The 21,250-nt window shown below is 59.7% G+C and carries 19 protein-coding genes; 3 read left to right on the top strand and 16 right to left on the bottom strand.

Annotation, left to right across the window (positions count from 1 at the left end; all coding sequences use genetic code 11):
• Window positions 1–7: 7 nt before the first annotated feature.
• Window positions 8–1,051: an aldo/keto reductase gene (locus Q0677_RS13545; protein WP_298910774.1), complete on the bottom strand. Its 1,044-nt coding sequence runs from the start codon at window positions 1,049–1,051 to the stop codon at window positions 8–10.
• 105 nt (window positions 1,052–1,156) lie between these two features.
• Window positions 1,157–1,936, bottom strand: a complete 780-nt coding sequence (locus Q0677_RS13540) for an SDR family oxidoreductase (protein WP_298910771.1) — start codon at window positions 1,934–1,936, stop codon at window positions 1,157–1,159.
• Between the two features lie 104 nt (window positions 1,937–2,040).
• Between Q0677_RS13540 and Q0677_RS13535 the strand changes: the two genes are divergently transcribed.
• The 3 genes from Q0677_RS13535 to Q0677_RS13525 all read left to right on the top strand — a co-directional run bounded on the left by Q0677_RS13535 (window position 2,041) and on the right by Q0677_RS13525 (window position 5,871).
• Window positions 2,041–3,648 carry a peptide chain release factor 3 gene (locus Q0677_RS13535; protein ID WP_298910768.1) on the top strand — a complete coding sequence of 536 codons (1,608 nt, stop codon included), beginning with the start codon at window positions 2,041–2,043 and terminating at the stop codon, window positions 3,646–3,648.
• A gap of 3 nt (window positions 3,649–3,651) precedes the next feature.
• Window positions 3,652–4,275 carry a hypothetical protein gene (locus tag Q0677_RS13530; RefSeq protein WP_298910765.1) on the top strand — a complete coding sequence of 208 codons (624 nt, stop codon included), beginning with the start codon at window positions 3,652–3,654 and terminating at the stop codon, window positions 4,273–4,275.
• 177 nt (window positions 4,276–4,452) lie between these two features.
• Window positions 4,453–5,871: a DEAD/DEAH box helicase gene (locus tag Q0677_RS13525; RefSeq protein ID WP_298910763.1), complete on the top strand. Its 1,419-nt coding sequence runs from the start codon at window positions 4,453–4,455 to the stop codon at window positions 5,869–5,871.
• A gap of 79 nt (window positions 5,872–5,950) precedes the next feature.
• On the opposite strand, the gene Q0677_RS13520 is transcribed toward Q0677_RS13525, so the two are convergent.
• The 14 genes from Q0677_RS13520 to nuoF all read right to left on the bottom strand — a co-directional run bounded on the left by Q0677_RS13520 (window position 5,951) and on the right by nuoF (window position 21,247).
• Window positions 5,951–7,612, bottom strand: coding sequence for a ribonuclease J (locus Q0677_RS13520; RefSeq protein WP_298910762.1), 1,662 nt, complete (start codon window positions 7,610–7,612; stop codon window positions 5,951–5,953).
• On the bottom strand, window positions 7,609–8,388 hold the full coding sequence (locus Q0677_RS13515; protein ID WP_298910760.1) for a type III pantothenate kinase: 780 nt from the start codon (window positions 8,386–8,388) through the stop codon (window positions 7,609–7,611). Before Q0677_RS13515 ends, Q0677_RS13520 begins: the two co-directional genes overlap by 4 nt.
• 11 nt (window positions 8,389–8,399) lie before the next feature.
• Window positions 8,400–9,152, bottom strand: a complete 753-nt coding sequence (locus tag Q0677_RS13510) for a biotin--[acetyl-CoA-carboxylase] ligase (RefSeq protein ID WP_298910988.1) — start codon at window positions 9,150–9,152, stop codon at window positions 8,400–8,402.
• Window positions 9,153–9,156: 4 nt separating this feature from the next.
• Window positions 9,157–10,593, bottom strand: a complete 1,437-nt coding sequence (gene nuoN, locus Q0677_RS13505; protein WP_298910757.1) for an NADH-quinone oxidoreductase subunit NuoN — start codon at window positions 10,591–10,593, stop codon at window positions 9,157–9,159.
• A gap of 12 nt (window positions 10,594–10,605) precedes the next feature.
• Window positions 10,606–12,147 carry an NADH-quinone oxidoreductase subunit M gene (locus Q0677_RS13500; RefSeq protein ID WP_298910754.1) on the bottom strand — a complete coding sequence of 514 codons (1,542 nt, stop codon included), beginning with the start codon at window positions 12,145–12,147 and terminating at the stop codon, window positions 10,606–10,608.
• Window positions 12,147–14,327, bottom strand: coding sequence for an NADH-quinone oxidoreductase subunit L (gene nuoL / locus Q0677_RS13495; RefSeq protein WP_298910749.1), 2,181 nt, complete (start codon window positions 14,325–14,327; stop codon window positions 12,147–12,149). The genes Q0677_RS13500 and nuoL overlap by 1 nt, the downstream gene beginning before the upstream one ends.
• 6 nt (window positions 14,328–14,333) lie before the next feature.
• Complete coding sequence (gene nuoK / locus Q0677_RS13490; RefSeq protein WP_108856011.1) at window positions 14,334–14,639, bottom strand: NADH-quinone oxidoreductase subunit NuoK; 306 nt, start codon at window positions 14,637–14,639, stop codon at window positions 14,334–14,336.
• Between the two features lie 68 nt (window positions 14,640–14,707).
• On the bottom strand, window positions 14,708–15,322 hold the full coding sequence (locus Q0677_RS13485) for an NADH-quinone oxidoreductase subunit J (protein ID WP_298910747.1): 615 nt from the start codon (window positions 15,320–15,322) through the stop codon (window positions 14,708–14,710).
• Window positions 15,319–15,726: a carboxymuconolactone decarboxylase family protein gene (locus tag Q0677_RS13480; protein ID WP_298910744.1), complete on the bottom strand. Its 408-nt coding sequence runs from the start codon at window positions 15,724–15,726 to the stop codon at window positions 15,319–15,321. The genes Q0677_RS13485 and Q0677_RS13480 overlap by 4 nt, the downstream gene beginning before the upstream one ends.
• Before the next feature lie 9 nt (window positions 15,727–15,735).
• Window positions 15,736–16,227 (bottom strand): NADH-quinone oxidoreductase subunit NuoI, encoded by a 492-nt coding sequence (nuoI, locus tag Q0677_RS13475; protein ID WP_133489494.1) that lies wholly within the window; start codon window positions 16,225–16,227, stop codon window positions 15,736–15,738.
• A gap of 3 nt (window positions 16,228–16,230) precedes the next feature.
• Window positions 16,231–17,268 carry an NADH-quinone oxidoreductase subunit NuoH gene (nuoH, locus tag Q0677_RS13470; RefSeq protein ID WP_133489495.1) on the bottom strand — a complete coding sequence of 346 codons (1,038 nt, stop codon included), beginning with the start codon at window positions 17,266–17,268 and terminating at the stop codon, window positions 16,231–16,233.
• Between the two features lie 36 nt (window positions 17,269–17,304).
• Window positions 17,305–19,326 (bottom strand): NADH-quinone oxidoreductase subunit NuoG, encoded by a 2,022-nt coding sequence (nuoG, locus tag Q0677_RS13465; protein ID WP_298910735.1) that lies wholly within the window; start codon window positions 19,324–19,326, stop codon window positions 17,305–17,307.
• Window positions 19,327–19,385: 59 nt separating this feature from the next.
• Window positions 19,386–19,805, bottom strand: a complete 420-nt coding sequence (locus Q0677_RS13460) for a DUF5333 domain-containing protein (protein WP_298910731.1) — start codon at window positions 19,803–19,805, stop codon at window positions 19,386–19,388.
• 146 nt (window positions 19,806–19,951) lie between these two features.
• A complete protein-coding gene (nuoF, locus tag Q0677_RS13455; RefSeq protein ID WP_298910729.1) occupies window positions 19,952–21,247 on the bottom strand; it encodes an NADH-quinone oxidoreductase subunit NuoF in 1,296 nt (431 codons plus the stop codon).
• Window positions 21,248–21,250: the final 3 nt, after the last annotated feature.

Here is a 21,250-nt window from a genome sequence, read left to right as displayed (position 1 = left end):
GGTTTCCTTAGAACGGCATCGGATGCGCGCGATGCGCGGCGTCGATATCGGCCAGAACCTCGTCCGACAAGACCAAATCCTTGCCATCCAGAATGCGCCCCAGCTGCTCCATCGAGGATGCGCCGAAGATCGTCGAGCCCATGAAGGGCCGCGAGACTGAGAACGCCAGCGCCATCTGGACCAGATCTAGCCCGTGCTTGTCAGCCACCGCCTGATAGGCATCCACGGCAGGGAAAGCGCGTTCAGTGGCACGCCCCCCAAGACCCGGGGCGAGCGTCATGCGTGAGCCTTCCGGAACGGCGCCCTTCTGGTATTTCCCGGTCAGAAGCCCCGTCGCCAAAGGCGAATAGGACAGAACCCGCGGGCCTTCGTTCATGCAGAGCTCGGCCAGATCCGTGTCGGCCAAGCGGCACATCAGGCTGTATTCGTTCTGGATCGAGATCACCTCGGGCGCGCCCATTTCGCGGGCGATACGCAGCCATTGGGCCGTTCCCCACGCGCTTTCGTTGGACAGACCGAAATGGCGGACCTTGCCGGCCGCCACGACCTCGGCCATTGCGGTCAGCACGTCGCGCATATGCGCTTCGGTTTCTTCGCGATTCTGGTGAGACGGGTCAAAGGTCCAGTTCTGGCGGAAGGCATAGCTGCCGCGCAGCGGCCAATGGGTTTGATAAATGTCGATATAGTCGGTCTGCAGCTTCTCAAGCGACTCGTCCACCGCCTGATGGATGATTGCACCGTCATAGCCCTTACCGTCACGCTTCCAGCCCGGATTGTCGCCCGAGACTTTGGTGGCGATGACCACCTCATCGCGGCGCCCCGATTTTGCCAGCCAAGTGCCGATAACGGCCTCTGACGCGCCACAGCGCTCGGCCTTGATCGGGTTCACCGGGTACATCTCGGCGGTATCAATGAAGTTGCCGCCATGATCCAGGAACATGTCGATCTGCGCGTGACCTTCGGCCTCGGTATTCGTTGACCCCCACAGCATCGAGCCAAGGCTAAGCGCACTGACTTCGAGTACGCCACCGGCAAGCTTGTTCATACGCATCCTGTGTCTCCCTTATCGGACGGTCAATTTGGTGTGACGGCAAAGGTATGCATGCCGGGGAAAATCACAAGCCTTCCCCCGCGCCGCGACCCGATCTTTGTGGATTTAAAGCGTGGTGTTCGTGGCGCCGCCATCCAGCAGCACATTCTGGCCCACCATGAACCCCGCGTGCTGCGAGCACATGAAAGCACAGGTGGCGCCGAACTCTTCCTTTGTGCCGTAACGGCCTGCGGGAAGCGTGGCATACTTCTGGGCGCGCGCTTCGTCAAAGGACACACCGCCTGCATCCGCTGCGGCCTGATCCAGCGAAATCATGCGGTCCGTGTCATGCAACCCCGGCAACAGGTTGTTGATGATCACCCCCTGCCCCGCCATCTGGCGCGAGACACCTGCGACGAAGCCAGTCAATCCAGTCCGCGCCGTATTGGACAGGCCCAGAACCGCGATCGGCGCTTTGACCGAGACGCTGGTGATGTTGACGACACGACCCCAGCCGCGATCTGCCATGCCCGGGATCAGGGCCTGCATCAACGCAATCGGGGTCAGCATGTTGGCGTCAAACGCGTCGATGAATGCGTCCCGCTCCCAATCTGTCCAAGTGCCAGGCGGCGGCCCGCCTGCGTTGGTCACAAGGATATCGACCTCGCCCGCCGCCTTCAGAACCTCTGCGCGCCCGTCTTCCGCGGTGATGTCGGCAGCGACCGTTACAACCTCGACCCCGGTTTCCGCGCGGATCGCGTCAGCTGCCTCTAACAAAGGCCCCTCGTTCCGCGCATTCATCACCAACGACACGCCCTCGCGCGCCAAAGCTTGCGCACAACCAAGGCCCAGCCCTTTGGACGACGCACAGACCAGCGCCTTCTTTCCCGAAATTCCCAGATCCATGTGACCCTCCGCTGCATTTGTTGTTGTCCAACACCTAGCGGTCCACGCTGTGGGAACGCAACCTGCATGTTGCGCGCCCCTGCCCGCGTCGCTATATGCGACCCATGTTGGATACGAACACAAACCGCCCCGAATTGCCGCCCGAGATTGCGCGCCGTCGCACCTTTGCGATCATCAGCCACCCGGATGCCGGCAAGACGACCCTGACCGAGAAATTCCTTCTGTATGGTGGCGCCATTCAGATGGCCGGACAGGTGCGCGCCAAGGGCGAGGCACGTCGCACGCGATCCGACTTCATGAAGATGGAACAGGACCGGGGCATCTCGGTCTCGGCATCCGCCATGTCGTTTGATTTCGGCAAGTACCGCTTCAACCTTGTCGACACGCCCGGCCACTCGGACTTCTCGGAAGACACCTATCGCACGCTGACCGCAGTGGACGCGGCCGTGATGGTGATCGACGGGGCGAAAGGCGTGGAAAGCCAGACGCAGAAACTGTTCGAAGTCTGCCGCCTGCGCGATCTTCCGATCCTGACCTTCTGTAACAAGATGGACCGGGAAAGCCGTGATACGTTTGATATCATTGACGAAATCCAAGAAAACCTCGCCATTGATGTGACGCCCGCCAGCTGGCCGATCGGCATGGGGCGTGATTTTATGGGGTGCTATGACCTGCTGAATGACCGTCTAGAGCTGATGGACCGCGCCGACCGAAATGTCGTCGCCGAAACCATCGAGATCAACGGTCTGGACGACCCGAAACTGGCCGAGCATGTGCCCGAGCATCTGCTTGAGAAGTTTCTGGAAGAGGTCGAGATGGCGAAAGAACTTCTTCCCGCACTCGACCCCAAATCCGTGCTGGAAGGCCACATGACGCCGATCTGGTTCGGCTCGGCGATCAACTCGTTCGGCGTGCAGGAACTGATGCAGGGCATCGCGAATTACGGCCCGGAACCGCAGCCGCAACAGGCCGATCCCCGCGCCATCGCGCCCGAGGAAAAGAAAGTCGCCGGTTTTGTCTTCAAGGTTCAGGCCAACATGGACCCGAAACACCGCGACCGCGTGGCGTTCATGCGTCTGGCCTCGGGCCACTTTAAGCGCGGCATGAAACTGACCCATGTGCGCTCGAAAAAGCCGATGGCGGTGTCGAACCCGGTGCTGTTCCTCGCCTCTGACCGCGAGCTCGCAGAAGAGGCCTGGGCAGGCGATATCATCGGCATCCCGAACCACGGGCAGTTGCGCATCGGCGACACCCTGACCGAGGGCGAGATGATCCGCGCCACTGGCATTCCGTCCTTTGCGCCGGAACTTCTGCAGGGTGTCCGCGCGGGCGACCCGATGAAAGCCAAGCACCTTGAAAAGGCGCTGATGCAGTTTGCTGAAGAAGGCGCTGCAAAGGTGTTCAAACCGAACATCGGCTCGGGCTTCATCGTCGGCGTCGTCGGTGCACTGCAATTCGAAGTCCTCGCCAGTCGGATCGAGCTGGAATACGGCCTGCCCGTGCGCTTTGAACAGTCTCAGTTCACCTCAGCCCGCTGGATCATCGGCGACAAGGACGAGATCGAAAAGCTGGTGAATGCCAACAAGCAACACATCGCCCATGACAACGACGGAGATCCGGTGTTTTTGACGCGACTTCAATGGGATATCGACCGTGTTGAACGAGACTATCCGGACCTAAGGCTATCGGCCACCAAAGAAATGATGGTCTGAACCATGTGCCCGCCACGCCCCGCGCCCCTGCAAAACCGCGTTTTGCCCACGGGCGAGATCGTGGCGGAGCAATCCCGCGGGATGTTCACCGGAAACCGCGGCATCCTGCCCTTTTCAGAGGGGCGGCTTGGCACCTCACGTTGGAAGCATCAACACTGGATCATCTGCGATCTAGAGCACCCTAAAGGCCGCTATCACGGCCCAATGCCCACGCGGGCGTGGACGCCACTGTTCTTTCTGGATGAGGCCGTCGGCCTTGCCGCTGGCCATCGCCCCTGCGCCTATTGTCGCCCAGACGCCTACCGCCGTTTCAAGGCAGCATGGGCGAAAGCGCATGGCCCGATGGGTCATCTGAAAATGGACCGCTTGCTGCACACCTCCCGCGTGACCCGCAATCGCAAGCAAATTCGGCACAGCGCAGAATGCGCGGATCTGCCAGACGGAATTTTCATTCTGCATGACAATCAACCTCACCTGTTGATCGGGAATGCCGCGCGCCGATTTACACCACATGGGTATGATGCCCAGAAAAACCGCCCTGCCGCAAAGATCGAGGTCCTGACCCCGGCCCCAACCGTCGCGACTCTTCGCGCCGGGTATCAACCTGAACTGCATCCAAGCGCGTGATCCATGCAACAGCAGCACGTTTTCAGCCGCAATTCACGCAAACTGACCCATGTCATTGACCCTAGCGCCTTTTTTCTTTAGGCACTTCTTCATCAGAGAGGGACGCGAAAGCGCACGCCATACGGGCCTCCCTCGTTCAGCCGCACGGGCGCAGGATGTCCGTGATACAGGACATACATGACCAAATTTTCTGACTTGAAACTCAGCCCCAAGGTGCTGAAAGCTATTGACGAAGCGGGCTATGAAAGCCCCACCCCCATTCAGGCAGGCGCTATTCCCCCTGCCCTCGAAGGCCGCGACGTGTTGGGCATTGCTCAGACCGGCACAGGCAAGACAGCCTCGTTTACTCTACCGATGATCTCGGCCCTTGCACGTGGCCGCGCCCGCGCGCGCATGCCGCGCTCGCTGGTGCTCTGCCCGACACGCGAGTTGGCCGCACAGGTCGCCGAAAACTTCGACGTTTACGCCAAACACGTGAAACTGACCAAAGCCCTTCTGATCGGCGGTGTTAGCTTCAAGGAACAAGATCAACTGATCGACCGCGGCGTTGACGTTCTGATCGCCACCCCGGGCCGCCTTCTGGATCATTTTGAGCGCGGCAAGCTTTTGCTGACCGGCGTGCAGATCATGGTTGTGGACGAAGCCGACCGGATGCTCGACATGGGGTTCATCCCCGACATCGAACGCATCTTCGGCCTGACCCCGTTCACCCGCCAGACGCTGTTCTTCTCGGCCACGATGGCACCCGAGATCGAGCGGATCACCAACACCTTCCTGTCAAACCCCGAACGGATCGAGGTCGCCCGTCAGGCCACCACATCCGAGACGATCACGCAGGAACTGTGCATGTTCAAGGCCTCGCGCCGCGACCGTGCTGCGAGCGAGAAGCGCAAGCTGTTGCGTGCGCTGATCGAACGCGAGGGCGAAAAATGCACCAACGCGATCATCTTCTGCAACCGCAAGACAGATGTGGATATCTGCGCGAAATCGCTGAAGAAATACGGCTATAACGCGGCGCCAATCCACGGCGATCTGGACCAATCCAAACGCATGGAAGTGCTGGATGGATTCCGCCAAGGCACGCTTCAGTTCCTCTGCGCCTCTGACGTGGCCGCCCGTGGGCTGGACATTCCGAATGTGAGCCACGTGTTCAACTTCGACGTTCCCGGCCATGCCGAGGACTATGTCCACCGGATCGGTCGTACGGGCCGTGCGGGTCGCGAAGGCAAGGCCGTGATGATCTGCGAGCCGCGCGATGAAAAGAACCTGGATGCGGTCGAGCGCCTGATCGAGAAAGAGATCCCGCGCGTCGACAGCCCGCTGAAAGACGAAAAGCCCAAGCGCAGCCGCGCAAAAACGGACGAGGAGAAGGCCGAAAAGCCCACCCGTCAGCGCAAGAGCACCAAGCCGAAGGACGAGGTGGTCGAGGCCGCCCCAGCCGAACAGCCGAAGCCCGAAGCCAAGCCCGAGCGCAACGATCGCAACAAATCCCGTGGCCGTGGCAACACGCGCGGTGGCGGCAACAAGGTCGTTGGCATGGGTGATCACCTGCCCGAGTTCATCGCCAAGAGCTTTGACGAGCGCCGCGCAGGATAATCCCTGCCCCGCCCTATGCACAAAAAAAACGCGACGCCTGATCGGGCGTCGCGTTTTTGTTTCAGCGCGTGCGCGTGGATCACTCCAAGCGGCTGACCACAACCGTGACTTCCGGCTTGCGCCCGATCTCGTCATTGGTGGATTTGCGCGCGATGCGTTTCAGTTCATCCGCCAGTTTGTCTTCGTCGCGTAGCGTCTTGTTCGCGGCGCGCATCAGGAACTGGCCCAAATCTTCTTCAAGCACATCGACCAGCGGCGCGTTAGAATGGCCGACCTCGGGCAGGCCCATCAGCTCGACCCATGGCTCGCCCAGCGGCTCATCGCCGTCCAGAATGACGTTAACGATCACATGGCCGTTCAGGGCCAGCCGGATCCGGTCGCGGACGATCCCGTCCAGCGCGCCGATCAGGATGTCTCCATCCAAATAAATGCGATCCGTTTCAACATGTTCCACCACATGCGGCACGTCTCCGGTCAGGTCGCAAACGGCACCGTTCACCACGACCATCGAGGGGCGTCCGCCCTTCTCGGCCAGTTTGGCATGTTCGCGCAAGTGGCGGTGTTCGCCATGCATCGGGATGACCATTTCGGGGTTGATGATCTCATGCACGCGCTGCAGATCCGGGCGGTTCGCGTGGCCCGAAACGTGATAGCGGTCGTTTTCGGCGACCAGTTCCACGCCCATCTCCGAGAACGCGTTCATGATGCGGATCACACCGCGTTCGTTGCCCGGAATGGTCTTGGACGAGAACAGGAACATGTCCCCTTCCGCCATCGACAGCCCCATATACTTGCCCCGCGCCAGTTGGGCCGACGCCGCACGGCGTTCGCCCTGCGATCCGGTCACGATCAGCATCAGGTTTTCACGCGGGATGTCGCGCGCGTCTTCCGGCGTCACGGTGGTCGGGAAGTCGTCCAGCACGCCGGTTTCGATCCCCGCTTGGATCATCCGGCGCATCGCGCGGCCCAACAGGCAGATCGAGCGCCCGGCGGCCTTGCCAGCTTCAGCCAACTGCTTCACCCGCGCCACGTTCGACGCAAAGGTGGTTGCAACAACCATATGCGGCGCGTCCTTCAAAAGCTCAATCAGCTCGGGGCCGACCTCGGCCTCGGAGCGGCCCGGTGCGGGCGAGAACACGTTGGTTGAATCGCAGACCAGTGCCTTCACGCCCGGTTTTGCCACCTCGCGCCACAGGTCTTCGTCGAACGCATCTCCCAGCACCGGGGTTTCATCCAGCTTGAAGTCGCCCGTGTGCACAATGCGACCTGCGGGCGTGTCGATGATCAGACCCGCGCTTTCGGGGATCGAGTGGCTGAGCGGCAGATAGCTGACCTTGAAGGGGCCAGCCTCGATCACCTGCGGATATACGCCTGCGGTCACGACGACCTCGGGCACTTGCCCGGCTTCCTCCAGCTTGCGCTGCGCGTGGTAACGGGTGAAGGGGCGCGCGTGGATCGGCGCCTTCAGTTTCGAATAGAGGCGACCCACCGCGCCCACGTGATCCTCGTGCGCGTGGGTGATGAAGATGGCCTCCAGACGGTCGACATTTTCCACTAGCCACGAAATGTCCGGCATGATTAGGTTCACGCCCGGCGTGGTGTCCATATCCGGGAAGGTCACGCCCAGATCCACAAGGATCAGACGTTCCTTGCCGGGCTTACCATAGCCATAGACATAGGCGTTCATGCCGATCTCGCCGGCGCCCCCCAGCGGGAGGTAAATCAGACGCTCAGCGCTCATATGTTGCCCTGTTCCTTATTGTAATCATAGATGCGCACAAGCCCGTGCATGGTCAGATCTTCATCGATCTCGTCGTATAGATGCGCGCCTTGTTCAAAGAGCGGCGCGAGCCCTCCGGTTCCAATGACCTTCATGGGAAGGCCGTATTCGTCTTTCACCTTCTGCACCAGCCCTTGCACAAGACCCACGTAGCCCCAAAAGATGCCGGACTGAATACAGCCCACGGTGTTGGTGCCGATAACCTTGTCAGGTTGGGTAACGTCCACATGCGGCAAAGCGGCGGCCCCTTGGTGCAACGCTTCCAGCGACAGGTTTACGCCCGGGGCAATCACGCCGCCGATGTAAGCCCCATCATGGGCCACAACGTCGATATTGGTCGCGGTGCCGAAATCGACAACCATGCAATCGCCGCCATAACGTTCAAACCCGGCTACGGCATTGGCCAGACGGTCGGGGCCGGGCGTGGTCCCTTGATCCACGCGGGGAGCGACGGGCAGCAGGCAGTCAGGTTTGCCCACAACCAGCGGGCGCAAGCCAAAGAAACGGTCTGCGAAAACGCGCAAGTTCCAGACCACGCGCGGAACAGTCGAGCTGATCACCACGCCGGTAATCTCGGGATCAATCTTGTAGTGATTGATCAGCGTCGAGAACCATGTGAAATAGGCATCCGCCGTCCGCGAATGGTGGGTAGACGTTCTGAGCGTGCACAGGAATTTTTCGCCATCCCAGATCGAGAAAACGGTGTTCGTATTGCCGCAGTCAATGGCCAGAAGCATGGGCCACTCCTTCAGAAAAAGATCTCGGCCGCGGGGATGACCTCGCGGGATTTTGCTGTTGATAGGACAAGGTTGCCCTGCGCGTCCACTGTTTCAAATCGTCCCACGTATTCGTCGCGGGTGGTGCGGGCGGTAATGACCTCACCCAGACGGGCGGCACGGGCCAGCCACGCTTCGCGAATTGGCTCGAACCCGTAGGTTGTGAACTGGGTTTCATAGTGTTGATAGGCCGGGGCCAGAAAGCCCAGAAACTCTGCGGGCGTGAGTTGTACGCCGGTCTCGCCTGCCAAACTAACGGGAGCCACGGCAGTAGTTTCAACTTGCTCGGTCTGCGGCGCGTCGATCAGGTTGACGCCAATGCCGATGGCGATGTGGCTGACCTGCCCACCTGCAAGGCCAGCGCTTTCCAAAAGGATGCCAGCGACCTTCCCGCCATTCAAAAGCACGTCATTGGGCCATTTCAGCGACAACCCACTGGTGCGCCCGGTGGCCGTGGCAAACGCATCGTAAAGCGCCAAGGACGCCACAAAACTGCGCAGGGCAACCTGATCCGGGGTTTCATTGGGGCGCATGACCAGCGTGGCCGAGAAGTGGCCGCGTGGCGCGGCCCACGGCCTGCCCCGACGTCCGCGCCCGGCGGTTTGCTGATGTGCAAGCACCCATGTGGGGCCCAAAAGGCCCGGCGCAATACGCCGGGCCTCTTCATTGGTGCTGTCCACACTGGCCAGAACGCGTTTCTCAACACCTTCGGGCCATTTGGGCAGAGCTTTATTTGACAAGGGCTTCAGCAGCCGCAGCAGCGGCGCCTTCGATGCCGAAGAAGTTCACGACACCCAGCAGGATGATCGCAGCCGATCCCATCAGGGCGGCCCATGCGGCAGGCGACATGTTCAGCTCGACGCCCTCACCTTCTTCACCGAAATACATGTAGTAGACGATGCGCAGGTAGTAGAAGGCACCGATGACCGAGGCGATCACACCCGCCACCGCCAGCCACGCCATTCCGGCCTGAACAGCAGCGATCAGCACACCATACTTGGCAAAGAAGCCCAGCATCGGCGGCACGCCAGCCAGCGAGAAGAGCAGGATCAGCATCGCCAGACCCTTCAGCTTGTCGTTTACGGCAAACTGGTTCAGGGCAGAGATGTCGGTAACCGGCCGGCCATCGCGCTCCATCGACATGATGAAGGCAAAGGTGCCGATATTCATTGTCAGGTACACGGCCATGTACAGCAGCATCGCCTGCACGCCATATTCGCTGCCTGCGGCCAGACCCAGCAAAGCAAAGCCCATATGGGCGATGGACGAATACGCCATCAGACGCTTGATGTTGGTTTGACCGATCGCTGCGAAGGCCCCAAGGAACATGGACAGCACAGCCAAAAGCGCGATGATCTGCTGCCAGTCGCCAACGGCCTGACCGAAAGCGTCAAACAGAACGCGAGCAAACAGACCCATTGCGGCCAATTTCGGCGCGGTGGCGAAGAAGGCGGTAACCGGGGTCGGTGCGCCCTCGTATACGTCCGGCGTCCACATGTGGAACGGAACCGCCGAGACCTTGAAGGCCAGACCAGCGGTCACGAAGACCAGACCAATCAGCAGACCAAGGCCAACCTGACCGTGGTTCGCGGCCTCGATGATGCCCGAGAACAGGGTCGTACCCGAATAGCCATAGACCAGCGACGAACCGTAGAGCAGCAGACCTGAGGACAGTGCACCCAATACGAAGTATTTCAGACCGGCTTCGGTCGACTTCACGCTATCGCGGTTCAGCGAGGCAACGACGTAGAGCGACAGCGATTGCAACTCGAGGCCCATATAAAGCGTCATCAGATCGCCCGCCGAGACCATGACCATCATGCCGACAGTGCCAAGCGTCACAAGAATGGGATACTCGAATTTCAGCAGACCACGACGCGACATGGTCGCCTCGCCCATGACAAGAACCGCAGCAGCGGCCAGCAGGATCGCAACCTTGGCGAAACGCGCGTACGCATCGTCCAAGAACATCCCGCCGAAGGCCGCCGTGTTGCCGTCTCCGCCTGCAACCATCAGGGCCACAAGCACCATCACAGCGCCGGTAATCCAGGTGATCGGCTTGGCCAAACCGTCCTTCGACGTATAGACCGCGCCCAGAAGCGCCACCATCGCATAGACCGCCAGGATCAGCTCAGGCAGAACCGTTTGAATATCAACAGAGCTCATCTTTCGCTCTCCTTAATGCGCTGCGGCCTGAGCCATCTCTGCATCAGCAGGGATAGCGGCGTGGAAGTTGGTCAGAAGTGCCTCGACCGAGGGGCCAATGATGTCCGTGACCAGCGACGGGTAGACACCCAGAAGCAGGGTCATGAAGACGAGCGGTGCAAAGATCGCTTTCTCGCGGCTGTTCATCTCGGTGATCGACTTCAGGCTTTCCTTGATCAGGTCGCCAAAGACGACGCGGCGATAGAGGTACAGCGCATACGCGGCCGAGAAGATCACGCCCGAGGTCGCAACCAGAGCCACCCAGGTGTTGGCTTTGAACATGCCGACCAGCGTCAGGAATTCACCGACGAAACCCGAGGTGCCCGGCAGGCCCACGTTTGCCATCGTGAAGAACATGAAGATCAGCGCGTAAGCTGGCATGCGGTTCACCAGACCTCCGTAAGCGTCGATCTCGCGGGTGTGCATGCGGTCATAGATGACACCTACACACAAGAAGAGCGCGCCCGAGATGAAGCCGTGGCTGATCATCTGGAAGATCGCCCCGTCCAGACCTTGCTGGTTCAGCGCGAAGATACCGGCGGTCACATAGCCCATGTGGGCAACCGACGAATACGCGATCAGCTTTTTCATGTCTTCCTGCACCAGTGCGACCAGCGAGGTATAGACGATCGCAATCGCCGACATCCACAGAACGAAGCAGGCCATTGTGTCTGCGCCAATGGGGAACATCGGAAGCGAGAACCGCAGGAAGCCATAGCCGCCCATTTTCAGAAGGATCGCCGCCAGAACAACCGAACCGGCAGTCGGCGCCTGAACGTGTGCGTCGGGAAGCCAGGTGTGGACCGGCCACATCGGCATTTTCACCGCGAAGCTGGCGAAGAAGGCGAGGAACAGAAGCGTCTGTGCACCGCCGACAATCTGAATGCCCAAGAGGCTGAAGTCTTCAGAACCAAAGCTGTGGTTCATCAGCGTCGGGATATCCGTCGTGCCCGCATCGACGAACATATAGATCATCGCGACCAGCATCAGGACCGAGCCAAGGAACGTATAGAGGAAGAACTTGAACGATGCATAGATGCGGTCCTTGCCGCCCCAGATGCCGATGATCAGGAACATCGGGATCAGGCCTGCCTCGAAGAACAGGTAGAACAGCACCAGATCCAGCGCCATGAAGACACCCAGCATCAGGGTCTCAAGCAGCAGGAAGGCGATCATGTATTCCTTCACGCGGGTTTTCACGCCCCAGCTGGCCCAGATGGTCAAGGGCATCATGAAGGTGGTGAGCATCACGAACAGGACCGAGATCCCGTCGACGCCCATCTTGTACTTCAGACCCATGATCCACTCGCCCTCTTCCACGAACTGGAAGCCGGTGTCGGCAGGATCAAACCCGACAAGCACCAGAAGCGAGAAAAGGAAAGTTGCAACCGTTGCTGCCAGCGCAAGATATTTCGCGTTGCGCGCGGCCGCTTCGTCATCGCCGCGCAAGAACAGCGCGAGGATCACCGCCGCGACCAGCGGCAGGAAGGTGATGATGGAAAGCAGGTTGTTCATTAGTGCGCTCCACCGCTGAAGATAATCATGATTGTCACCAGGGCGACGATGCCAAGGACCATCGCGAAGGCATAAGAGAAGACGTAACCGGTCTGTGCGCGGCCAGCCTGTTTGGTGAACCAAGGCACGATGCCCATCGCCAAGCCATTCAGGAAGCCGTCAATCACGTTGCCGTCACCGCGTTTCCACAGGAACCGTCCGACAATGAACGCAGGTTTGACGAAAAGGATGTCGTAGATCTCGTCGAAGTACCATTTGTTCAGAAGGAACTGGTAGATATGCGGGAAGGTCTCGGCCAGACGCTTGGGCAGGGTCGGGTTCAAGATGTAGAACCAGAACGCCGTCGCGAAGCCGATGATCATCGCTATGAAGGGCGAGATTTTGACCCATTTCGGTACATAGTGCGCGTCATGCAGGACGTGGTTGTCCGGGTGCATGAAGATCGCACCTTTCGGGGCTTCGCCGTGATGGGCAGCCGCGACCGGTGCATGAGCCGGGTCGGCCATGGTCTCGGCATGTGCTTCATCCGTGGCGTGGGCCGCATCGTCGTGGCTGTGATCGTCCGAATGCGTATCTGCCGCGTGATCGTCGCCATGATCATCTCCGTGACCGTCAGCGGCTGCACCGTGATCGTCATGATGCGCGCTTGCATGGGCTTCGATGCCGAAGAACTGATTTACTTTCTCTTCTTTGCCGAAGAACGGGCCGTACCAGATCATACCAGCAAAGATCGCACCGATGGCGAGAACACCTAGCGGAATGGTCATAACCAGCGGGCTTTCATGTGCGTGCTCATGCGTATGCTTGTCGCCGCGCTGCTTGCCGTAGAAGGTCATGAACATCAGGCGCCAGCTGTAGAAGCTGGTGAACAGCGCCGCGATGACCAGCATCCAGAAAGCGTAACCGCCATTGGTGCCAGCAAACGCGCTTTCGATCACAGCGTCTTTCGACAGGAAGCCTGCAAATCCAATGGTGGTCAACGGGATGCCGACACCGGTGATGGCCAGCGTGCCGATCATCATCGCCCAGAAGGTGATGGGCAGCTTTTTCCGCAGGTTGCCGTAGTTGCGCATGTCCTGCTCGTGATGCATCCCGTGGATGACCGAACCGGCCCCAAGGAACAGCATCGCCTTGAAGAAGGCGTGTGTGAACAGGTGGAACATGGCGACCGAGTAGACGCCGACGCCAGCGGCCACGAACATATAGCCCAGCTGCGAACAGGTCGAATACGCGATCACGCGTTTGATGTCGTTCTGCACAAGGCCCACAGTCGCCGCGAAGAACGCGGTGGTGGCGCCAAGGAAGACGATGAAGTTGGTGGCCTCGGGCGCGTATTCCATCAGCGGCGACATGCGGCAGACCAGGAAGACACCGGCGGTCACCATGGTTGCCGCGTGGATCAGCGCCGACACCGGGGTCGGGCCTTCCATCGCGTCGGGAAGCCAGGTGTGCAGGATCAGCTGTGCCGATTTACCCATCGCACCGACGAACAGCAGGAAGGCCAGCAAGTTCGCTGCGTTCCAATCGGTCCACAGGAAGTGGATGTTGGTCTCTGCCAGCGCAGGTGCCGCTGCGAACACATCGTCAAAGCGGATGCTGTCGGTCATGTAGAACAGACCGAAGATACCCAGAGCAAAACCAAAGTCCCCCACACGGTTCACTACGAAGGCTTTGATCGCCGCCGCGTTGGCCGAGGGTTTCTTATAATAAAAGCCGATCAGCAGGTACGAGGCCACACCCACGCCTTCCCAGCCAAAGAACATCTGCAGCAGGTTGTCCGAGGTCACCAGCATCAACATGGTGAAGGTGAAGAAGGACAGATAGGCGAAGAAACGGGGGCGATAGCTTTCGCCCTCGAACTGCGGATCATGGGCCATGTAGCCCATGGAATACAGATGAACCAGCGACGAGACCGAGGTCACAACGACCAGCATGATCGCGGTTAGACGGTCCAGACGGATCGACCAGTCAACCGATAGGCTGCCCGACTGCACCCAATCCATCAGGTGGATGATCTGCGTCTCGGAGCCGAGGCCGAAGAAGGTGATCCACGACAGGAACGCCGACCAGAACAGCAGGGCTGTCGTCAGGATCTGCGCACCTTTGTCTCCGATGAACCGGTGACCGAAGCCAGCGACCAACGCGCCAAAAAGCGGGGCAAAAAGGATGAACTGTACCATTTTTGGTTAGCCTTTCATCACGTTGACATCTTCGACAGCAATCGTGCCGCGGTTGCGGAAGAAGCTGACAAGGATCGCCAGACCAATGGCAGCTTCAGCAGCGGCCACAGTCAAAACAAAGAGCGTGAAGACCTGCCCTGTCAGATCGCCCAGATAGGACGAGAACGCGACAAGGTTGATGTTCACGGAAAGAAGCATCAGTTCGATCGACATCAAAAGGATGATGACGTTCTTACGGTTCAGGAAGAGCCCGAAAATGCCGATGACGAACAGCGCCGCACCAACTGCGAGATAATGTTCAAGACCTACCATTTTGTCCCTTCCATTCCGGGCGCATCGTCTAGCGCCCACATCGTTTTATTCTTGTTCATCTCAGCCTCTTAAAGCCCCTGCCCCGGTTTCACGTCGATGATCTCCATCGCTTTGGCCGGGTCACGGTGCATCTGGGCCATCACGTTCTGGCGCTTCACGTTTGTGCGGTGGCGCAGGGTCAGGACGATAGCGCCGATCATGGCGACCAGCAGGATCAGACCTGCCAGCTGGAAGAGCAGGATGTATTGGGTGTAGAGGATCTGACCCAGAGCCTCGGTGTTGTGGGCTACATCCAGCGCGGGGGTGACAGCAACGCGTGCGGCCTCGGCCCCATCAGCGAATTGCCAGACGCCGAAGATGGTGCCCAGTTCCATCAGAAGGATGACCCCGATCAGCAGTGCCAGCGGCAAAGATTTCGACATCTCGGCCTTCAGGGCCGCGAAATCCACGTCCAGCATCATGACGACGAACAGGAACAGCACCGCAACCGCGCCCACATAGACGATCATCAGAAGCATCGCCACGAACTCGGCGCCCAAGAGGACGAACAGGCCGGTGGCGCCGATGAAGGCGGTGATCAGCCACAGCACCGAGTGCACGGGGTTTCTTGCCATCACGGTAAAGAACCCGCCGACCACGGTGGTCAGGGCAAAGAGGTAAAAGGCGAAATCGGCAACGCTCATGCGTCCCCCTCCTCGTTTTCGTCAAAGACGGCTTGCGCTTCTTCCAGCGCCCGGTTCATCGCCGGCAGGCCGCCCAACATGGACATTTGATAGATCACTTCCGAGATCTCTTTTTCGGTGGCGCCGGCCTCGATGGCGTGGCGCACGGTCACTTTCAGCTGAGGTCCGGCATGCGCACCCGCGGCCACCAGCCCGGCAAGGGCCACCAGCATGCGGGTTTTCGCGTCCAGACCATCCTTGTTGAAGGTATTTCCAAACATCATGTCCATCATGTCTTTCGGCATGGTGGGCATCAGCTTGTCCAAACCCTCGGGAACGAACTTCTCGAGCGCAGGATTGAAGGCGCGGAGCATCAAGGTGCCCTGCTCCAGCATTTCAGCGTATTTTTTTGATAGTTCGTCCATGGGATTTCCTTAGCGGTAAGGCGCGTCGAGTTCGATGTTGCGCGCGATCTCGGCTTCCCAGCGTTCGCCGTTCTCAAGCAGTTTTGCCTTGTCATAGAACAGCTCTTCGCGGGTTTCCGTCGCGAACTCGAAATTCGGACCTTCGACAATCGCATCTACCGGGCAGGCTTCCTGACAGAAGCCGCAATAGATGCATTTGGTCATATCGATGTCATAGCGCGTGGTGCGGCGCGAGCCGTCGTCGCGGGGTTCCGCGTCGATGGTGATCGCTTGCGCGGGGCAGATCGCCTCGCACAGTTTACAGGCGATGCAGCGCTCTTCCCCGTTGGGATAGCGGCGCAGCGCGTGTTCCCCGCGGAAACGCGGCGACAGCGGGCCCTTCTCGAACGGGTAGTTGATCGTTGCCTTCTTGGCGAAGAAGTACTTCAGGCCCAGCTGGAACCCTTTGATGAAGTCCGTCAGCAGGAAGTACTTCGTTGCGCGTGCGTAATCAAAAGCCATTGATTAGCCCCCCACAGTCCAGCGGGCATAAGCGCCCCAGAATGCCCCGTATTGGGCGAAGAATGCGACCAGCACGACCCAAGCCAGCGACAACGGCAGGAACACTTTCCAGCCAATGCGCATCAGTTGATCATAGCGGTAGCGCGGCGTGATGGCTTTCACCATCGAGAACACGAAGAAGAAGAAGAAGATCTTCGCAAACAGCCACAGGATGCCATCCGGCAGACCCTCGACCGGCGACAGCCAGCCACCGAAGAACAGGATCGAAATCAGCGTACACATCAGAACGATGGCCACATATTCACCGATCATGAACAGCAGGAAGGGCGTCGACGAGTATTCAACCTGATAGCCAGCCACCAGTTCCGATTCCGCTTCGGGAAGGTCGAAGGGCGGGCGGTTGGTCTCTGCCAGTGCCGAGATCAGGAACAGGAAGACCATCGGGAAGTGCGGCAGCCAGTACCAGCTAAAGAGGCCCGCCCCGTCTTGTGCGTTCACGATGTCTCCAAAGTTCATCGAGCCGGTCGAGATAATCACACCGATGATGATCAGACCGATCGAAACTTCGTAGGAAATCATCTGTGCCGCCGAGCGCAGCGAGCCGAGGAACGGGTATTTCGAGTTCGAGGCCCAGCCGCCCATGATCACGCCGTACACCTCAAGCGAGGAGACCGCGAAGACGAACAGGATCGCCACGTTCACATCCGCCAGAACCCAGCCGTCGTTGAACGGGATTACCGACCACGCAACCATTGCCAAAACGAAGCTCAGCATCGGGGCCAGCATGAAGACAAACCGGTCCGCGCCCGCAGGCACTACGATTTCCTTCAAGACGTATTTCAGGAAGTCCGCAAAGGATTGCAGCACGCCGAAAGCACCAACCACGTTGGGGCCTTTGCGCAGCTGAACGGCTGCCCAGACCTTGCGGTCGAAGTAGAGCAGAAAGGCCAGCGCCACCAGAAGCGGGACCACGATCAGCAGACACTGACCGATGATCAAAAGCGCGATGCCTAAGTTTGTTGTGGTGAAGAATTCATACATATCTCTTCATGCCCTCAGACCGTAGGTATTCCATATTCATTCAGCAGCCAGCGACGCGCCGGTGCGGGCACGTGCTTGCGCGGACAGTTCAGCCATCACTTCCGACGCCCGAGCAATCGGGTTGGTCAGGTAGAAATCGCCAATGACATAGCGGAAGGACGCGTTGCCCATCTTCTCGACCGGCAGCGGCTGCCATTCGTTGTCAGCCACCTGATCCACGCCGCCCAGAACCGGAGCAGCCTCGATCATCACGCGGCGCAGGCCGGCTTGGGTGTCCCACGGCAGGGTCGCGCCCAGTTCAGCCGACAGTGCACGCAGGATGGCCCAGTTTTCCTTGGCCTCGCCCGGCGCGAAGTTGGCGCGCAGGGCGACCTGCGGGCGGCCCTCGGTGTTCACGAACAGGCCGCTTTCTTCCGTGTAGGCTGCGCCCGGCAGGATCACGTCGGCGCGCATCGCGCCGCGGTCACCATGGCTGCCTTGATAGATCACGAAGGGACCGTCAGCGATTTCGATCTCGTCCGCGCCCATGTTGAAAATCACGTCCGCACCGCTGGTCGCGGCTTCCATGCCACCTTCGGTGACAGCACCCAGATCCATTGCGCCCACACGGCCAGCCGCGGTGTGCAGGATCATCAGCTTAGAACCGGTATCCTCGGCCAGTTTCATCGCATTCGACAGAACGGCCAGACCGTCAGCTTCACGCAGAGCGCCCTGCCCGACGATCACGACGCTCGGCGCGTCTTTCACTGCGCCGTAATCCTTGCCCACGATGCTTTCCAGCGCGGCGCGGTCATTGCCCACATGCGCGTAATCATAGGTCAGGTCGACGGCTTCACCGACCAGCCCAACCTCGGCCCCCTTCAGCCACGCCTTACGGATGCGGGCGTTCAGAACCGGCGCTTCAACACGCGGGTTGGTGCCAATGAGCTGGATGAACTTGGCGTTGTCGATGTCTTCGATCGACGCGGTGCCCACATAGCCCGAGCGGTTGCCAATCGGCAGGCGCGCGTTGTCGGTGCGGCATTCCACGTTTCCGCCAAGCCCTTCGACAATGGCCTTCAGGCTGAACGTCGCCTCGGCCGAGGCCAGATCACCGATCAGACCTGCAACCTTCTTGGCCCCTTTCAGCGCCTCGGCAGCTTTCGACAAAGCCTCCCCCCAGGTGGCTTTGCGCAATTTGCCGTTTTCGCGGATGTAAGGCACGTCCAGACGCTGACGGCGCAGACCGTCCCAGATGAAGCGTGTCTTGTCCGAAATCCATTCCTCGTTCACACCATCATGGTTGCGTGGCAGCACACGCATGACTTCGCGGCCCTTGGTGTCGACGCGGATGTTCGACCCAAGCGCGTCCATCACGTCGATGGTCTCGGTCTTGGTCAGTTCCCACGGGCGGGCGGTGAACGCATAAGGTTTCGAGGTCAGAGCACCAACCGGGCAAAGGTCGATGATGTTGCCCTGCATATTCGAGTCCAGCGTCTGGTTCAGATAGCTGGTAATCTCGGCGTCTTCGCCGCGACCGGTCTGGCCCATCTGGCTGATGCCTGCGACCTCGGTCGTGAAACGTACACAGCGGGTGCAGGAAATGCAGCGGGTCATCGCGGTCGACACCAGCGGCCCCAGATCCAGATCATCGACCGAGCGCTTCATCTCGTTAAAGCGTGTGCCGGACATGCCGTAAGCCATCGCCTGATCCTGCAGGTCGCATTCGCCACCCTGGTCACAGATCGGGCAATCCAGCGGGTGGTTGATCAGCATGAATTCCATCACGCCTTCGCGGGCCTTCTTGACCATGGGCGAGTTGGTTTTCACGACCGGAGGCTGACCTTCCGGACCGGGGCGCAGATCGCGCACCTGCATCGCACAAGACGCTGCCGGCTTGGGCGGACCGCCCACGACCTCGACCAGACACATGCGGCAGTTGCCCGCAATCGACAGACGTTCGTGATAGCAGAAACGCGGAACCTCGATCCCGGCCACTTCACATGCCTGGATCAGCGTCATCGCGCCGTCCACCTCGATTTCCATGTCGTCAATGACGATCTTTTTCAGGTCGCTCATCACGGTCCCTTTTTCGTTTCATGGGGCGGTGTTTTCACCGTCCCCACAGTGTCTTGCCCTCAGCGCTCGTACAGTAACGAGCCCACGAAAGAGCGTTTTTCAATTTCGGCGCGGCCTACCGCGCAATAGGTTTCTTCCTGACCTTCAACCACGCCTTTGCTGGCCAAGAGAGGCTCGGCGATGGCACGGAAACGGTCCTGTTCAGTTTCGCTGTCCACATAGGCCATGACCTCGCCATGCGAAAAGCCCAGCGACATGGCATGCTTGCGCAGTGAAAACGCCTTGTTCAGAAGGCGCAGCTTGCGCAGGGTCAGCGCGTCACAGTTTTCGTCGATCAGATAGGCGACCGAAGCGCCCAGCAATTCGTTATGCATCCGCGCATCCTTGCGCAGCGGATCATAGTCGGTGGCGGAAGCCATCCCAGCGCCAGCAAGTGCTGTCAGGGCAGTGGCCAGAAAAACAGTACGAATACGCATCATCACAAATCTCCTTTTCGTAGAAAGGAGATGGTGATGCACGGCGCTGTCATGCAATAACAACGCGCCGAAACGGGCGGGAAACCGCCTGTTTTCAGTATGTTGCGTTGCTTGATCATTGTTTGCTCTCTACCTGGTCAACCGTCGGCTTATTCAGCCGCGATGCTGACCTTGCCCTGTTTGTTCACACGAATGCGGTCTTCGATTTCGTCGCGGAAGTTGCGGATCAGGCCTTGGATCGGCCAAGCCGCCGCATCACCCAGCGCACAGATCGTGTGGCCTTCAACCTGCTTGGTCACGTCCCACAGCATGTCGATCTCTTCCACGTCGGCCTCGCCCTTCACCAGACGATCCATCACGCGCATCATCCAGCCAGTACCTTCGCGGCATGGCGTACACTGGCCGCAGCTTTCGTGCTTATAGAATTTCGACAAGCGCCAGATGGCTTTGATGATGTCGGTGGACTGGTCCATGACGATCACAGCCGCAGTACCAAGACCCGAGCCCAGTTCGCCGCGCAGATAGTCGAAATCCATGATCGCGTCGCGCATGTTCTCGGCGCGGACACAGGGCACCGAGGAGCCGCCCGGAATAACCGCTTTCAGGTTGTCCCAGCCGCCGCGAATGCCGCCGCAATGTTTCTCGATCAGTTCTTCAAAGCTGATCGACATCGCCTCTTCCACCACACACGGGTTGTTCACGTGACCCGAGATGCCAAACAGCTTCGTGCCTGCGTTGTTGGCGCGGCCGAAGCCCGCAAACCACTCGGGGCCGCGACGCAGGATGGTCGGCACAACGGCAATCGATTCTACGTTGTTCACCGTGGTCGGGCAGCCATACAGACCCGCACCTGCCGGGAATGGCGGCTTCATGCGGGGCATGCCCTTCTTGCCTTCAAGGCTTTCAATCAGCGCGGTTTCTTCACCACAGATATAGGCGCCTGCCCCGTGATGCAGGAACAGGTCGAAATCCCAACCGGATTTCGCAGCATTCTTGCCCAGCAGGCCTGCGTCATAGGCTTCGTCGATGGCGGCCTGCAGCGCTTCACGCTCGCGGATGAACTCGCCACGGATATAGATGTAAGCGGTGTTGGCGCCCATCGCGAAGGATGCGATCAGCGCGCCTTCGATCAGCGTGTGCGGATCATGGCGCATGATCTCGCGGTCTTTACAGGTGCCGGGTTCGGATTCGTCGGCGTTGATCACCAGATAGGCCGGACGTCCGTCGCTTTCCTTCGGCATGAAGGACCATTTCAGACCGGTCGGGAAGCCCGCCCCGCCACGACCCCGCAGGCCCGAGGCCTTCATCTGATCGATGATCCAGTCGCGACCCTTTTTGATGATCCCGGCTGTGCCGTCCCAGTGACCACGCGCTTTGGCGCCCGCAAGGGTGCGTTCGTGCATGCCATAGAGGTTGGTAAAGATCCGGTCTTTATCCTGCAGCATTCG

The organism is uncultured Aliiroseovarius sp. (genome assembly GCF_947492455.1).
In the GTDB taxonomy this organism is placed as follows: domain Bacteria; phylum Pseudomonadota; class Alphaproteobacteria; order Rhodobacterales; family Rhodobacteraceae; genus Aliiroseovarius.
This window is presented reverse-complemented; position numbering and strand designations above follow the sequence as displayed.

Bases quoted from the DNA above. Each gene is read 5' to 3' on its own strand.
- nuoG (WP_298910735.1), bottom strand. From the start codon at position 19,326: ATGAGCGACCTGAAAAAGATCGTCATTGACGACATGGAAATCGAGGTG.
- Q0677_RS13480 (WP_298910744.1), bottom strand. From the start codon at position 15,726: ATGGACGAACTATCAAAAAAATACGCTGAAATGCTGGAGCAGGGCACC.
- Q0677_RS13530 (WP_298910765.1), top strand. From the start codon at position 3,652: ATGTGCCCGCCACGCCCCGCGCCCCTGCAAAACCGCGTTTTGCCCACG.
- Q0677_RS13515 (WP_298910760.1), bottom strand. From the start codon at position 8,388: ATGCTTCTGGCCATTGACTGCGGCAATACGAACACCGTTTTCTCGATC.
- Q0677_RS13500 (WP_298910754.1), bottom strand. From the start codon at position 12,147: ATGAACAACCTGCTTTCCATCATCACCTTCCTGCCGCTGGTCGCGGCG.
- Q0677_RS13535 (WP_298910768.1), top strand. From the start codon at position 2,041: ATGTTGGATACGAACACAAACCGCCCCGAATTGCCGCCCGAGATTGCG.
- nuoN (WP_298910757.1), bottom strand. From the start codon at position 10,593: ATGAGCTCTGTTGATATTCAAACGGTTCTGCCTGAGCTGATCCTGGCG.
- Q0677_RS13525 (WP_298910763.1), top strand. From the start codon at position 4,453: ATGACCAAATTTTCTGACTTGAAACTCAGCCCCAAGGTGCTGAAAGCT.
- nuoI (WP_133489494.1), bottom strand. From the start codon at position 16,227: ATGGCTTTTGATTACGCACGCGCAACGAAGTACTTCCTGCTGACGGAC.
- nuoK (WP_108856011.1), bottom strand. From the start codon at position 14,639: ATGGTAGGTCTTGAACATTATCTCGCAGTTGGTGCGGCGCTGTTCGTC.
- Q0677_RS13520 (WP_298910762.1), bottom strand. From the start codon at position 7,612: ATGAGCGCTGAGCGTCTGATTTACCTCCCGCTGGGGGGCGCCGGCGAG.
- nuoH (WP_133489495.1), bottom strand. From the start codon at position 17,268: ATGTATGAATTCTTCACCACAACAAACTTAGGCATCGCGCTTTTGATC.
- nuoL (WP_298910749.1), bottom strand. From the start codon at position 14,327: ATGGTACAGTTCATCCTTTTTGCCCCGCTTTTTGGCGCGTTGGTCGCT.
- Q0677_RS13540 (WP_298910771.1), bottom strand. From the start codon at position 1,936: ATGGATCTGGGAATTTCGGGAAAGAAGGCGCTGGTCTGTGCGTCGTCC.
- Q0677_RS13460 (WP_298910731.1), bottom strand. From the start codon at position 19,805: ATGATGCGTATTCGTACTGTTTTTCTGGCCACTGCCCTGACAGCACTT.
- Q0677_RS13485 (WP_298910747.1), bottom strand. From the start codon at position 15,322: ATGAGCGTTGCCGATTTCGCCTTTTACCTCTTTGCCCTGACCACCGTG.
- Q0677_RS13545 (WP_298910774.1), bottom strand. From the start codon at position 1,051: ATGCGTATGAACAAGCTTGCCGGTGGCGTACTCGAAGTCAGTGCGCTT.
- nuoF (WP_298910729.1), bottom strand. From the start codon at position 21,247: ATGCTGCAGGATAAAGACCGGATCTTTACCAACCTCTATGGCATGCAC.